Origin of the sequence: Chryseobacterium sp. CCNWLW53 (assembly GCF_037083525.1) — a bacterium.
In the GTDB taxonomy this organism is placed as follows: Bacteria; Bacteroidota; Bacteroidia; order Flavobacteriales; family Weeksellaceae; genus Chryseobacterium; species Chryseobacterium lathyri.
The window spans coordinates 86,848-100,669 of sequence record NZ_JBAOJR010000007.1 but is presented as its reverse complement, the minus strand read 5'-3'; the positions used below and the strand labels follow the sequence as shown (position 1 = coordinate 100,669).

The window sequence follows — 13,822 nt, the reverse complement described above, 5'->3', positions numbered from 1 at the left end:
TGTCTACCAATCCCTCTTTCTCAGAATCCAGTAAGAACCCCCAATAAAGATCACAGACCAGATGATGCAGGCAATCATACTTTCCGTAGGATAATGAGCATCGTATTTTACACCCATAACTTTCAGCATATTCAAACGCATCAAAGGATTAGGAATCAGATTTGACATGCTTTCCAAGGGTAACATGCTGGTGATGAAAAAATCATTTTCCAACACAGCTTTCCTCTGTTCGCCCTGCATTCCTGTTAGTTTCTGGTAAGCTTCCAAACCTGCTAAAATCTTTTCAGCAACCCAATATGCGAAGAAACCCAGGAATACAAACATAGATTTTCTCAGTAATACAGAAAGGAACATCAGGAAAGAGAAGAATGTAAACAGCTTTACAAAATAATTTCCGATATAGTAAACCTCTGCATAAATTTTTGAAGCATCAGTAACCTTGGAATACTGGTGTCCCAAAAACATAGTAATGATAAACACAATCAATGTGGAAACTGTTGTAAAGATGGTAATTGTTAAAAGCTTTGAACTTATAAATTCCTTTCTGCTCAGTCCGTCGATCGTATTTTGCTTAAACATTCTGTTGGTGAATTCCTGGGAGATTGAAAAAACAATAATTAATCCAAGAAAGATCTTTAGCAAAGCGACAATCCAGGTGGTGAAATTCCAGATCTCCGGGAAATTATAAATGCCCTCTTCTTTTAAATTAACAGTTCCTCCGAAAACATTCAGATCCACCAGCCCGATGAAAAGAAGAGCGATGAGAATGGCGAAATATAAGATTGTGAAAACCTTGAACGGTTTGTAATTCAGGTTTTTATAATATTCTAATTTTAATAGTTTAAGCATGGGTATTCGTGTTTTTTACGAGTTCAAGGAATTGAGACTCCAGAGACAGTTTTTTCTTCGTTAAATGAGAAAGATAAATCCCTTTTTCGGCAAGCTTCTGATTTAAAGTTGAGGCAGATATAGAGGCGTCATCTCGAATCTGAGCCTTGATAATGTCACCGTCTGCTTTTACAGCACTGAACCACTGAAGCTCCTCCAGGGCATTTAAAAGAAGTGTATTGTTGTCCGCCTTTAGCTCAAAATATCCGTTGTTAGCCGTTATTTCATCCACCCGTCCGCAATAAATGGAATTTCCTTCCTTCAAAACAATAACGTGGCTGCAGATCTTTTCAATTTCGTCCAGAAGATGACTGGCAATGATAATAGTGATACCCTGCTTGGCAATTTTGCTGATGATATCTCTGATCTGGATAATTCCTTCAGGATCCAGTCCGTTGGTAGGTTCGTCAAGAATCATCACCTCCGGATTATTCAGCATGGCTGATGCTATGGACAGACGTTGCTTCATCCCCAAAGAATATGTTTTGAAAGCATCTTTTTTCCTTTCCAAAAGACCAACGGTTTTCAGGACTTCATCAATTCTTGTGTGAGGAGTTCCTTTAATTTCAGCGACGATCTTCAGATTCGTTTCAGCATCCAGATACGGATAAAAATTAGGCTGTTCTATAATAGCTCCAATCTTTTTCAAGGTATCCGGATCCGTTCCTTTCTGCCCAAACCAATACCAATCTCCGCTGGTTGGATTGATCGTAGATAACAGCATTCCGAATGTCGTGGATTTTCCGCTCCCGTTTGGTCCTAATAAGCCATAAACATTTCCTCTTTCTACATCAAAAGAGATATTGTTGACAACAGTTCTCTTGAATTTCTTGGTTAAATTCTTTACTGATAAAATTTTTTCCATGTAATTTGTTTTACATAGTAGTAGTCTATGTAATTAAGGGATTGTTACAGCGTTATTGTTTTTTTAGATAATATTTTTGCCAAATACCAAAACTCACTGTAACAAGATTCACGGTCTTATTGTTTTATAGATGTAACTATTTTTATGGAGTACAGACCTATTGAGGAAACTATCACAACAAAAAAAACAAACTATGAATATTATGAAATGGATAAAAAGACTGTTAATGGCCTTGCTTTTAATCGTCATCCTATTACTAATTACCGGATTTATTTTTGAAAAAATATCCCGTTCAATAGCTGAAAAAATCCAGCCGGATGGCCAGTTTGCAGAAGTTGAAAACCATAAAATACACTATTTACAGGAAGGAAAGGGCGGACCTACAGTCGTTTTCGAAACAGCTTTCGATCCAGCGGGTCATCTGCAGTGGTATCATATCCAGAAAAATCTTCCGAAAACCTATACTACATTTTCTTATGACAGATCCGGGATTCTGTGGAGTGAGCGGGGAACAAACCCTAAAACAGGCGAAAAAATGGCAGAAGAACTTCATACGCTTCTCGAAAAATCAAAAGCCCCGAAGCCCTATATCCTTGTCGGACATTCCTTCGGGGGAATGCTTACCCGGTTCTTCGTACAAAAATATCCGGCGGATGTAGCAGGAGTGATATTGGTAGACAGCCAATATCCGGCAGATGAAAAATACCTGTCACCTGAAATGCATAAAATGGTAAATCAAGGGCTTCCGGGAGGATTTCTCCAGTTTGCAAATACTTTCGGTATGGCAAGACTGATGTTTGAAAATATGTTTCCGGCCACGACTGAGTATAAATTCCAAAACTCTGTGATGCCTGCGCTGCTTTACAAAAGTGCTGATGCTACCCTGGAAGAACAGGATCATATGAAATCTATTAAAGCTGAAGCTGCTGCCATCAATTCTTTTGGCTCAATTCCTTTGTGTGTAATTACAGCAGGTGATAAGACAAGATATAATACCTTTATTAAAGATCAGAAATTAAAAAACGAAATGCTTCAAGCGTGGGATAAAATGCAGAAAGATTTGCTGAATTTATCTACCAACAGTAAACAGATCATTGTACCAAAAAGTGGACACTATATTAATCAGGACCAGCCGAAGATCATAGAAGAAGCTGTAAACGATATGGTTAAAAAAGTTACGGTTAAGTAAAAGGCTCTTGCTTTCCTGTTTTTCTTCTTCATAAGACCAGGGTGGGTTTATGTTAAACTTTAATATATTTTCCCATAGATTTTAAGATTAAAATATTAAATTTGATAGAATTAATCGGTAGTTTATGAAGTTAATTGAGTTAGCTAAGGAGCTTAATGTTTCAGCAGAAGCCATCAAACAGTTTATCCAGGATTTTGATCTTGAGCTGGGTGTATGCATCAGTACAAACTTTGAAGTAAAGAAAGATTTCGAAAAGTTTGCCCGTGAAAACCTGGACTTTTTAAAGCTTTATGAAAAAGATCTGGACAAAAATAAAACCCTGGAGCAGATCGCTGAGGTGATCAATCAGCCCAAAGAAAAGATCGAAGAAGCGATTAAAGAAGGAAATCCCAATATTTTTGATAACGGCTTCTTCCGTTCCTCAATCTCAAGTTATGGTATAGATAATAAATTGGGTGGCAATTATCAGTTTGTCTATGATTATTTCGGGCAAAAAACGACTCTTCAACATAGAGATTTTATCGGATACAGAGACTTATTCTTTTATATATCGGCTGTTTTAGAACCATTCTTAAATCCTCAGCAGATCAAAGATTGGGGCATTCACAAACCGGCAGGCATTATTCTGTACGGGCCTCCCGGCAGTGGGAAAATATTCTGGGCGACCAAAATCTCCGAGATTATCGGATATCAATTTAAAGAAGTCAAAAAACATTATTTGGGAACCTCTTTCATAGACGGAAATAAAACCAACTTCAATGATTTTCTGCTCACCATGATGAAAGAAGAAAAAGTTCTGCTTTTTCTTGACGATTTTGATGAGATTATGATGGAGAGAAAAGCGGAAACAAACCTTGCTTCCTGTAATCTGGAAACCCAGGAATTAATCCTGCATTATATCGGGAAATTTGAAAAAGAAGAGCTGTTGATGGTGGGGTCCGCCAATTCTGTTTCGGAGATTGATGAAGAAATTCTCGCTCCGGGAAGATTTGATGTGATGATTCCTATATTCCCTCCCAATGCTGCAGAGCGTTCAGAGATTATTCTGTATGCGATGACAAGAGAGCTTGAAGAAGATTCTCTTTTGTATAAAATTCTTAAAAATAACAAAGCCGATAAAGTTCCGTTCTGGCATGAGATTTCATCTAAAATGAAGGCATTCAGCAATACAATGCTCATTGATTTTACGCAGAGTCTGAAGAAACGTCTTAAAAACCGATATCAGCAGACCAAAAATGAAAATTTTAAGATCGATCAGAAACTTTTGGAAGCGGCACTGAGAGATGCTGCCGGAAAGCTGACCGGGGAGTATCTGGATCAGGTTGCAAGATTCCTGGCAGATGCTGTGATCAATAATTTCGACGAATTTAAATTCAGGATTCAGGCTCTGAAAAAAGAACTGGATACTTATAAAGCCGTTGAAGAGCCAAGAAGAGCAATCGGTTTTCAGCATAATGGTGAAGAGGGACATGATCCTGAAAAAGGGTAATGCGGGATTCGGGTTTGAGAGTTTTTAGTGTGGGAGAGTTTTAGAGTAAGAGAGCTTGAACGCGATAACGTTTGAGGATGGAAATCTTTAATCTGAAATTTGAAATCTGATATCTTGGCTCTTGACTCTCGACTCTTGATTCTTGACTCTTGGTTCAAATTCTTTTAACATACATACATTCTACATTGTACAAAAAATGAACAGCATCTGGGAACTGGAAACCTTTTACAGAAAAAGAGATATCGTCATCATCGGATCAGGATTTTCCGGGCTTTGGACTGCTATATCCACTAAGGAAAAATATCCTGAAAAATCTGTTTTAATTATTGAAAGAAATACCGTTCCGCTCGGAGCTTCAACTAGAAACGCAGGTTTTGCCTGCTTTGGAAGCTTAACGGAAGTCATTGCCGATTCCGGCAACATGGGCTGGGAAAAAACCCTTGCTCTTGTTAAGATGAGGTTTGAAGGGCTCCAGAAGATCAGAAAATATTTTAAGGACAGCGAAATAGATTTTGAGCTCAATGGAGGCTATGAAATTCTAAATAATGATGAATCTTTACAACAATTAGATACGGTCAATGAAAAGCTGAAAGAGATAACCGGTCTCGAAAAAACCTATTTTCTTAACCAGAAGAAGATCGAAGAATTCGGTCTTGGGAAATCTAAGTTTTTGGTAGAAAATCCCTGCGAAGGAAGTCTGCATTCCGGAAAATTATTGCAGAAGCTTTTAGAAAAATGTAATGAACTGAAAGTCGAATTCTTGTTTGGAACAGAAGTGAAAAACATTGATGAGAATACAGGAGAAATCGAGATATGTCTTTCGGAGAATCTTTCTGTAAAGTCGGATCAGATTATTTACTGCACGAATGCTTTCAGTGCAAAGTTTCTTGAAAAAGAGGAAATTATCCCGGCACGGGGACAGATTCTTTTAACCGAGCCAATTGATGGATTAAAGCTCAGAGGGACATTCCATTATGACGAAGGATTTTATTATTTCAGAAACCTTGGAAACAGGGTTCTCTTAGGCGGCGGAAGAAATCAGGATTTTAAAACCGAAGAAACAACCGCTTTTGAAACCACAGAATTTCTACAGAAACATTTGGAAAACTTTTTAAAAGAAGTTATTTTACCAGGGCAAGACTTTAAGATTGCGCTCCGCTGGTCTGGAATTATGGCTATGGGTTCAGAAAAAATACCGATTGTAAAACAGCTTTCAGAAAAACAGTACTGTGCCGTAAGACTTTCAGGAATGGGAGTGGCGCTGGCCCCGAAAATAGGAGAAATAATGGCTGAAATGATTTAAATATAAAATTATGACGAATGAAATATTTACCTTTTGAACGGATCATTTATAGAACAAATTTGTCCGAACAGGAAGTAATAACAAGGCTTTCAAGTTTTGTTGAACCCAGAAAATTTGGTTTTGGAAGGAACCCAATAAAGGAATATGAAGGATCTGTGAATAATAACAGTTTTGAAATCCAAAGAGTTATCAAAAACAGAAATTCTTTCCTTCCTCAAATAAGCGGAACCATTCAGAAAAACAATGGTGAAACACAGATAAAGATTACCATGCAATTGCATTGGATTGTATTTGTTTTCTTAATTTTCTGGTGTGGATTTGTTGTATTGTTTTTAATAGGCATCCTAGTCATGGAAGATTTGAAATCTTTGGAATTTTTTTCGCCTATGTTCATGTTATTATTTGTTTATGCTTTAACGATGTATGGTTTTAAAAGTGAAAGTAAAAAATCAAAAGAATACTTCGAAAAGAATTTTGATGCTAAAATAATCAGTGAATAAATATTACCTATAGGGTTTTAAAAAACGATCAACTCAAAATTCAAAATCTCGTCACTCTAAAAGAATTCCGTATTTTTGCATAAAATAACAAATTCGTGATCAACAACGACCAGATAAAAGAAGTTCAGTCCAGAATTGGCGACTTATATAAATACCTTCAGATCGAAAAAAAGAAGATAGAAATAGCGAATGATGATGAAAAAACCGCTGCACCCGAATTTTGGGACAATCCAAAAGAAGCTGAAGTATTTCTGAAGCAGCTCCGTTCCAAAAAAAGATGGGTAGAAGATTATGAAGAGATCAGTACCCAGTTTGAGGACCTGCAGGTTCTTGCAGAATTTGCCAAAGAAGATCCGGACTCTGAAAAAGAGCTGGATGAAACATTTCCACGGCTTGTAGAAAAAATAGAAGACCTGGAATTTAAAAATATGCTTTCCAATGAAGGAGATGAGCTTTCTGCTGTTCTTCAGATTACTGCAGGAGCCGGAGGTACGGAAAGTTGCGACTGGGCTTCGATGCTGATGAGAATGTATACCATGTGGGCAGAAAAACAAGGCTATAAAATCCGTGAGCTTAACTATCAGGAAGGTGAGGTAGCCGGAGTAAAAACCGTTACACTGGAAATTGATGGTGAATATGCCTTCGGATATCTGAAAGGCGAGAACGGGGTACACAGGCTGGTAAGGATTTCCCCTTTCGACAGCAATGCAAAACGCCATACCAGTTTCGTTTCAGTATATGTTTACCCTTTAGTGGACGATACCATTGAAATTAACATTAATCCTGCCGATATTTCATTTGAAACCATGAGGTCTTCCGGAGCCGGGGGACAGAACGTCAACAAGGTAGAAACTGCCGTACGTCTTCGCCATGCACCAACCGGAATTATTATTGAAAACTCAGAGTCGCGTTCCCAGCTTCAGAACAAAGAAAAAGCCATGCAGCTCCTTCGTTCAAGACTTTATGAAATGGAGCTTGAGGCGCGTATGAAAGCAAGAAACGAGATAGAGGCCAATAAAATGAAAATAGAATGGGGAAGCCAGATCAGAAACTACGTGATGCATCCGTATAAACTGGTGAAAGATGTTCGTTCCGGTCACGAAACTTCAGACGTGGATTCCGTCATGAACGGAAATCTTACGCCATTCCTGAAAGCTTACCTCATGGCCGATGGTACCGCTGTTTCAGACGATGATATGGACTTGTAAAATATCATGTCCTTATTTTAGTTAAAATCTTATAATTAATTTTTGTTTAAGACTTTTTACGCTTACTTTTGTTGTTAATCGTTATATATGGAAGATTTCAATAGCTGGAGAGATTTACTGAACCCCGAGTTTTATATCAAAATGGGTGGGTTCTGGCTTATTTTATTTATTGTTTTTGCTGAAACAGGTCTTTTTGTAGGATTTTTCCTGCCCGGAGATTCATTACTGTTTGTGTCAGGAATTTACGCTGTTGAAATTATCAAAGAGACTTTTGGCTCCACTGGGAGCGACTTTTTAGACACGACTATTCTGGCTTCCTGTGTAGCACTTGCTGCTATTATTGGGAATGAGGTTGGATATTATTTTGGAGTGAAAACAGGTCCCGCTTTATATAAAAAGCAGGATACCATGCTGTTTAAGAAGAAATACCTTTACCAGGCCCACGATTTTTTTGAAAAGCACGGAGCACTGGCGATCATCATGGCCAGGTTTTTACCGGTGGTAAGAACCTTTACTCCAATTGTTGCGGGTATTGTGAAAATGGACAAAAAAGAATTTTTAAGAGATAATATTATCGGCGCAGTTCTTTGGTCATTCATCCTCATCTTTGCCGGACATTATCTGGACAAGCTTTTCCAGGAGCAGTTCGGAATCAATTTAAAAGAGAAGCTGGAACTGATTATCATCATCATCGTGTTAGTAACAACACTTCCGGTAATCATCAAATTTGTTTTTGGGAAGAAAGAAGACTTCTCTAAATACGAAGACAAAGATCCTGAATAAAAAATATAAAACAATATAGATAACCTGTCTTTTCGGCAGGTTATTTTTTTATCCATTCCAGAATATTCGGATAGATAATGCTGTCTCTTTTTATTTTGCTGAAAAACCTCGGGGCATGACCTGTTCTTTTCATAAAAACAAGTTTATGGGGTACATTCTGTTCGGTAAGCACAGAATCCATGGACAATCCCTGATGCTGATTCACCAGAAAGTCATTATTACCCTGAAAAAGTAATGTGGGAACGTTGGATATATTGGCAATCGGACTCGCTTCTCTAAATGCTTCAGATATATTTTTCCGGTCAAATTTTGTTCCTACCACTTTCTGGAAGGTTGGAGAAGTATATTTTGAATAAAATGATTTCAGGTATTCCGGGCTGTAAAAATCCGTCGGACCGCTCATTGAAATAATTTTTTTGATCTGTTCAGGATGTTTGTATCCGTAGAGTAGGGCAAGATGACCGCCGGCACTTTCCCCAAGCAGAATATAATTATTGGGTTGAAGCTCTGCTTTTTCAGCCAGGGAATTAAACTTTTCAATGGCAGCGCCAATATCCTCCAGCTGCTGCTTATAAGTGATATTTTTACGCTTTGAAACAAGCCTGTAATTCATATTGATGCTCGGAATCTTATGTTCAAAAAGCATTTTCTGCACCTGGATCATGTGTTCCTTTTTCCCCAGAGTCCAGGCACCGCCATGTACAATAAGTACTACAGGTACATCTTGTGCATAATCCAAAGGAAGGAAAACGTCCATTTTCTGCCTTTTATGCTCCCCGTATTTTAAATTATATATTTTCTGCTGTCCGCCGGTGCCTACCCAAACCCTGAATTTTGTATTGCATGACTGCAGCACGAAACTAAGGCATCCTACAACAAAGAAATGGTATCTCAGAATGAGCTTTTTCATTAATTAAAATTACAGAAAAATTATAGTAAGTAAGGTTTTTAGATAATGATTTTTGATAGGCAGGAATCCAATATTCATACACAGAGATGAGAAAAATTAAGGCTTAAAGCTTTTCTCCTGTCTTTGATGAAAGTCCTTTTTTGATGGTAATTACACCTTTCTCGCCCTCTTTGAAAATAAAGGTAATTTCACTGTCGTCATCCTGCAGAAAAAACGAATGGTCATTTTCAGCCAGCATTCTTACTTTTGGTTCGTTGTTATTCTGAATAAAAAGCTGCCCATTTTCATACAAAATATGGATTGTATTATCTTCCGACAATGTATAATTACCTGCATATTTTTTAAGAATGGAATCGTCCGGTAGTATTTCTTTTTTTGGCTTTGGAAGCTCATAAGGTTGATTTAAAAGCGCACCCAGAATCGTATTGCCCGCTTTCTCCAGCTTTTTACTGGTAATATTGTTGAGCAGTATAATGCAGATGTCATCATCAGGAATCATCGCCAAATAACTTGTCGCACCTTCAATATTTCCTCCGTGATTAATCACTTTCTTTCCGTAAAGATCATCAATAAACCAGCCGTAGCCGTAACCGCTTAGAAAAGGTGTTGTTGCTTTCCTGAACGTTTCTTTAGAAACAATCTTATAATCTCTGAGTCCTTTATAGTATTTGTAAAGATCTTCAGCTGTGCTGTAAATCTGCCCTGCAGAGGCTGTTAATTCAGGATTCCATATTTCTGTTTTTTCCTGTCTTGTTTTTGAAAGGTAAGCGTAAGGAACGGTTTTGTCCGGACTTTTCAAAGCTGGGTAATCAAAGCCCGTATGATTCATTTTCAGGGGATCTAAGATGAATTTTCTCACAGCATCTTCATAAGAAAGGCCTGTAATTTTTTCAATAATAACTCCAAGCAGAATATATCCCGAATTGGTATATGAAAACTGGCTTCCCGGTTCAAAATCTAAAGGCTCATCCTTGAAAAAGGAAATTTCCTTATTTGGGCTGATGCTTTCTCCCGTATGAAGAAGACGGAAATATTCCTTGTTTCGCAATGGTTCATAAATTCCTGAAGTGTGGGTGAGGAGATGCTCGACTGTAATTTCATTTCCTCTGGGATAACCTGCAATAAATTTAGAAATAGGGTCCTTTACGGAAAGTTTTCCTTCTTCGCTTAGCTTTATGATAGTTAATGCAGTAAAAGATTTCGTTAAAGAAGCAATCTGGTAAATGCTGTTGTTTTGATTAGGAATTTTCTTTTCTGCGTTCTGCCAGCCATAAGATTTTTCAAAGATGGTTTTATTTTGATAATGGATCAGTGCTGTTCCATTAAATTTATTAATTGCAGAATAAGCCCTGATAATCCCATCTATTTCCTTTTTTTTCTTTTCTAAGTTATCCACGGGAACATCCGTTGTATTTTGGGCCTTGAATGGAGAACAGAATGTACTGGATATAAAAGTTATACACCCTAAAAAGAAAATATAATGTTTACAGTTCATGGTATTGCCGTTTTTTTTAACAGGGTAAAAGTAAGCAGAGTTTTTTCAATTAAACCGCTCCTCATCAGAAAATATTTAAAATTAATATCCAGAAACAAATTGAAAATAGATTTTAATAATTATTTTTGCTCGACTTAACATATATTAAAAAAACATTAAAATAATATGGCATCTGGTTTTTTTGCAATTTTAGATGATATCGCGGCACTGATGGATGATGTAGCGGTGACAAGTAAAATAGCCACACAGAAAACAGCGGGTATCCTTGGCGATGATCTGGCTGTGAATGCAGAGAAGGCCACAGGTTTCCTTTCTTCACGGGAAATTCCGGTTTTGTGGGCAATTACAAAAGGCTCATTTATCAACAAATTGATCATTCTGCCCGTTGTATTTTTGCTCAACTGGCTGTATGCACCTGCAATTAATTACGTATTGATTCTCGGAGGATTATATTTAGCTTTTGAAGGGGTTGAAAAAATTATAGAATTTCTTTTTCACCGCGAAAAAGAAGGTCATGAAGTTGTGGAAGAAATAATTGAGGATGAAAAAAGTGATGAAGAGATAGAAAAAGCAAAGGTAAAATCGGCAATTACTACAGATTTTATTTTATCAATTGAGATTGTAATTATTGCTTTAGGAACAGTTTTGGAAGAAAATCATCCTTTCATTACTCAGATTTTAGTAACCAGTTTGGTAGCATTTATTGCGACTGTGGGAGTTTACGGAATTGTTGCTTTAATCGTAAGAATGGATGATGCAGGATTTAAGCTAATCAAAAAAAGTAATGATAAAGGATTTTTTGGAAAGCTTGGACATGTGTTGGTAAAAGCTCTCCCTATCGTTATTAAGGCTTTGGGAGTTATCGGGACAATTGCCTTAATTATGGTAGCTGGTGGTATTTTTGCCCATAGAATTGAATTTCTTCACCATGTTTTACCTTCCTGGTCTTCTAATGAATTTCTGACTATTTTAAAGGAAATTATTCTTGGTCTTATAGGAGGATTAGGTGCTGTAGCTATTTTTACGGCAGGGAAGAAAATCTACTCACTGGCATTTAAAAAATAATTGTTTACAGATATAACAACAAAAAAACTCAGCAATACAGTACTGCTGAGTTTTTTTTATATTTGAATAAAAAGAGGCCTTGTAAGCCTCTCCGGATTAATTGAATAAATCTTTTACTTTGTCAAAAAAAGTCTTCTCCTTTCCGGAAGGTTCTGCAACCATTTCTCCACTTGACATCTGCTTTTCAAAGAAATCTTTCTGTTCTTTAGTCAGTTTTTGTGGGGTCCATACATTAATGTGAATGAACATATCACCTTTTCCATAGCTGTCGATGCTTGGAAGGCCTTTTCCTGCCAGTCTAAGGATCTTTCCGGACTGTGTACCCGGATCAACAGTAATTTTCACTTTACCGCCTACCGTAGGAACTTCTTTCTTAGTTCCCAAAGCTGCTTCTGCAAATGAAACATATAATTCCTGGTGAAGATTATCTCCCTCTCTCTTAATTGTTTTATCTACTTCCTCTTCAATGATCACTAAAAGATCTCCCGGGATTCCGCCGAAAGGAGCATCATTTCCTTTTCCTCTTACATTAAGCTGGATGCCATCTCTTGCCCCTGCCGGAATATTGATGGAAATTTCTTCCTCATCTTTTATTAATCCCTGTGCATTGGCTCCTGCTGGAATTTTATCTGCCACTTTACCGATTCCCTGACAGGTACTGCAGGTAGTCTGTGTCTGCATCTGTCCGAACATGGTGTTCATCACTTTAAGCTGAACACCGGAACCGTTACAGGTAGGGCATACTTTTGAGGTGGCACCTTCCGCCATCTTCATTTTTTTTACTTTGATGGTTTTTTGTGTTCCGTTCACCATTTCTTCAAGATTCAGTTTGATTCTGATCCTTAAATTAGACCCCTTCACCTGCTGACGTCCTCCGCCGTTTCCACTAAAGCCGCCAAAGCCACCACCAAAAATATCTCCAAACTGGCTGAAAATATCCTCCATGTTCATCCCTCCGCCGAAGCCTCCGCCTCCGAAACCTCCATTACCGCCCATTCCGGCATGGCCGAACTGGTCATATCTGGCACGTTTCTGGTCGTCGCTCAGTACTTCATAAGCTTCTGCAGCTTCCTTGAATTTTTCTTCAGCCTCCTTATCTCCTGGATTCTTATCCGGGTGATATTTGATGGCCATTTTTCGGTATGCTTTCTTTATCTCGTCAGCTGATGCAGATTTACTGATCTCAAGAACTTCGTAATAATCTCTTTTTGACATGTTGATTATAATTGATTACTGATAAATGATAACTGATGTTTATTGCATATGGTTTAAAGCCTGCTGCCAATCAATTATCTATCATCATTTATCATTTATTTTAATATTAGTTTCCTGTTACTACTTTTGCAAAACGGATCACTTTATCACCTAAAGTATATCCTGTTTCAATAACATCTACGATTTTGCCTTTCAGATCTTCAGATGGAGCAGGAATCTGAGTAATGGCTTCATGGAAATCTACGTTGAACGTATCACCTGCATTAACTTCCATAGCTTTTAAGCCTTTTTCCGTGAGTTTGTTTTTAAACTTCTGATAGATCAGCTCAACACCTTGAAGGTCAGATGGATTTCCGTTTTTAGCAATTTCTTTTAAAGCCCTTTCAAAGTCATCCAAAACACCCAGCATAGAAACCATCATATCCTGGTTGGCATACTGGAAGAATTCCATTTTCTCTTTGGATGTTCTTTTTTTATAATTTTCGAATTCAGCGTACAATCTGATATAACGGTCCTTTTCTTCTGCCAAAAGTTCTTCTGCAGAAGGTTTAGCTGTCACATTGTCCTCAGATACTGCTTCGTCCTGAATGTTGTTTATTTCCTGATTATTGATGCTTTCTTCGTTAATATCCTGGTTTTCCATAATTCAATATTTATTTAAAGAATTGATTGACAAAGAACCTGCCAAATACAAAAAATGGACATTAAGGCAGAAAATAGAGACGCTGATTGATTGTGAATGGTCAATTTTGCTGTGCAATTCAATAGTCAATTAACGACTGTTATAAGGTTCACAATTGCCAATTCACTATTCACTAAACTTTTAATTGTGAAAGGTCAATTTTGCTACGCAAGTTAATGGTCAATTACCGGTGTGGTAAAAATTCACAATTGCCAATTCACTATTCATTA

Annotated in this window: 13 protein-coding genes; 7 read left to right on the top strand and 6 right to left on the bottom strand. The window is 37.5% G+C overall.

Features of this window, described 5'->3' with window-relative positions; genetic code table 11:
- Window positions 1-3: 3 nt before the first annotated feature.
- Both V6R96_RS20010 and V6R96_RS20005 read right to left on the bottom strand, forming a co-directional pair.
- Window positions 4-849: an ABC transporter permease subunit gene (locus V6R96_RS20010; protein WP_336380023.1), complete on the bottom strand. Its 846-nt coding sequence runs from the start codon at window positions 847-849 to the stop codon at window positions 4-6.
- Window positions 842-1,753, bottom strand: a complete 912-nt coding sequence (locus V6R96_RS20005; protein WP_111956192.1) for an ABC transporter ATP-binding protein — start codon at window positions 1,751-1,753, stop codon at window positions 842-844. The genes V6R96_RS20010 and V6R96_RS20005 overlap by 8 nt, the downstream gene beginning before the upstream one ends.
- A gap of 202 nt (window positions 1,754-1,955) precedes the next feature.
- Here V6R96_RS20005 and V6R96_RS20000 point away from each other — a divergent pair, with 202 nt between their 5' ends.
- The 6 genes from V6R96_RS20000 to V6R96_RS19975 all read left to right on the top strand — a co-directional run bounded on the left by V6R96_RS20000 (window position 1,956) and on the right by V6R96_RS19975 (window position 8,225).
- Window positions 1,956-2,942 carry an alpha/beta hydrolase gene (locus V6R96_RS20000; protein WP_336380022.1) on the top strand — a complete coding sequence of 329 codons (987 nt, stop codon included), beginning with the start codon at window positions 1,956-1,958 and terminating at the stop codon, window positions 2,940-2,942.
- A gap of 124 nt (window positions 2,943-3,066) precedes the next feature.
- Window positions 3,067-4,431 carry an ATP-binding protein gene (locus V6R96_RS19995; protein WP_336380021.1) on the top strand — a complete coding sequence of 455 codons (1,365 nt, stop codon included), beginning with the start codon at window positions 3,067-3,069 and terminating at the stop codon, window positions 4,429-4,431.
- Between the two features lie 196 nt (window positions 4,432-4,627).
- Window positions 4,628-5,734, top strand: coding sequence for an FAD-dependent oxidoreductase (locus V6R96_RS19990; RefSeq protein WP_336380020.1), 1,107 nt, complete (start codon window positions 4,628-4,630; stop codon window positions 5,732-5,734).
- Between the two features lie 17 nt (window positions 5,735-5,751).
- The gene (locus V6R96_RS19985) at window positions 5,752-6,234 is read left to right on the top strand and encodes a hypothetical protein (protein WP_111956199.1); all 483 of its coding nucleotides are present in this window, start codon (window positions 5,752-5,754) and stop codon (window positions 6,232-6,234) included.
- A 95-nt stretch (window positions 6,235-6,329) separates the two neighbouring features.
- A complete protein-coding gene (gene prfB, locus V6R96_RS19980) occupies window positions 6,330-7,442 on the top strand; it encodes a peptide chain release factor 2 (protein WP_336380019.1) in 1,113 nt (370 codons plus the stop codon).
- 87 nt (window positions 7,443-7,529) lie between these two features.
- Window positions 7,530-8,225: a DedA family protein gene (locus V6R96_RS19975; RefSeq protein WP_111956203.1), complete on the top strand. Its 696-nt coding sequence runs from the start codon at window positions 7,530-7,532 to the stop codon at window positions 8,223-8,225.
- Window positions 8,226-8,265: 40 nt separating this feature from the next.
- Here the strand turns inward: V6R96_RS19975 and V6R96_RS19970 are convergent, their stop codons facing one another.
- Window positions 8,266-9,135 (bottom strand): alpha/beta hydrolase, encoded by an 870-nt coding sequence (locus V6R96_RS19970; protein ID WP_336380018.1) that lies wholly within the window; start codon window positions 9,133-9,135, stop codon window positions 8,266-8,268.
- 103 nt (window positions 9,136-9,238) lie between these two features.
- A complete protein-coding gene (locus V6R96_RS19965; protein ID WP_336380017.1) occupies window positions 9,239-10,630 on the bottom strand; it encodes a serine hydrolase in 1,392 nt (463 codons plus the stop codon).
- A 165-nt stretch (window positions 10,631-10,795) separates the two neighbouring features.
- Between V6R96_RS19965 and V6R96_RS19960 the strand changes: the two genes are divergently transcribed.
- Window positions 10,796-11,695 carry a DUF808 family protein gene (locus V6R96_RS19960; RefSeq protein ID WP_336380016.1) on the top strand — a complete coding sequence of 300 codons (900 nt, stop codon included), beginning with the start codon at window positions 10,796-10,798 and terminating at the stop codon, window positions 11,693-11,695.
- A gap of 96 nt (window positions 11,696-11,791) precedes the next feature.
- Here the strand turns inward: V6R96_RS19960 and dnaJ are convergent, their stop codons facing one another.
- Window positions 11,792-12,910, bottom strand: a complete 1,119-nt coding sequence (gene dnaJ, locus V6R96_RS19955) for a molecular chaperone DnaJ (RefSeq protein ID WP_336380015.1) — start codon at window positions 12,908-12,910, stop codon at window positions 11,792-11,794.
- Between the two features lie 106 nt (window positions 12,911-13,016).
- Entirely contained in the window at window positions 13,017-13,553 is a 537-nt protein-coding gene (locus V6R96_RS19950; protein ID WP_111956213.1) for a nucleotide exchange factor GrpE, read from the bottom strand.
- Between the last annotated feature and the right edge of the window lie 269 nt (window positions 13,554-13,822).

Excerpts from the sequence above, each read along its gene's own strand:
- V6R96_RS19985 (WP_111956199.1), top strand. The coding sequence starts at position 5,752 with ATGAAATATTTACCTTTTGAACGGATCATTTATAGAACAAATTTGTCC.
- V6R96_RS19995 (WP_336380021.1), top strand. The coding sequence starts at position 3,067 with ATGAAGTTAATTGAGTTAGCTAAGGAGCTTAATGTTTCAGCAGAAGCC.
- V6R96_RS19965 (WP_336380017.1), bottom strand. The coding sequence starts at position 10,630 with ATGAACTGTAAACATTATATTTTCTTTTTAGGGTGTATAACTTTTATA.
- V6R96_RS20010 (WP_336380023.1), bottom strand. The coding sequence starts at position 849 with ATGCTTAAACTATTAAAATTAGAATATTATAAAAACCTGAATTACAAA.
- V6R96_RS19990 (WP_336380020.1), top strand. The coding sequence starts at position 4,628 with ATGAACAGCATCTGGGAACTGGAAACCTTTTACAGAAAAAGAGATATC.
- V6R96_RS19960 (WP_336380016.1), top strand. The coding sequence starts at position 10,796 with ATGGCATCTGGTTTTTTTGCAATTTTAGATGATATCGCGGCACTGATG.
- V6R96_RS20005 (WP_111956192.1), bottom strand. The coding sequence starts at position 1,753 with ATGGAAAAAATTTTATCAGTAAAGAATTTAACCAAGAAATTCAAGAGA.
- V6R96_RS19975 (WP_111956203.1), top strand. The coding sequence starts at position 7,530 with ATGGAAGATTTCAATAGCTGGAGAGATTTACTGAACCCCGAGTTTTAT.
- dnaJ (WP_336380015.1), bottom strand. The coding sequence starts at position 12,910 with ATGTCAAAAAGAGATTATTACGAAGTTCTTGAGATCAGTAAATCTGCA.
- V6R96_RS20000 (WP_336380022.1), top strand. The coding sequence starts at position 1,956 with ATGAAATGGATAAAAAGACTGTTAATGGCCTTGCTTTTAATCGTCATC.
- V6R96_RS19970 (WP_336380018.1), bottom strand. The coding sequence starts at position 9,135 with ATGAAAAAGCTCATTCTGAGATACCATTTCTTTGTTGTAGGATGCCTT.
- V6R96_RS19950 (WP_111956213.1), bottom strand. The coding sequence starts at position 13,553 with ATGGAAAACCAGGATATTAACGAAGAAAGCATCAATAATCAGGAAATA.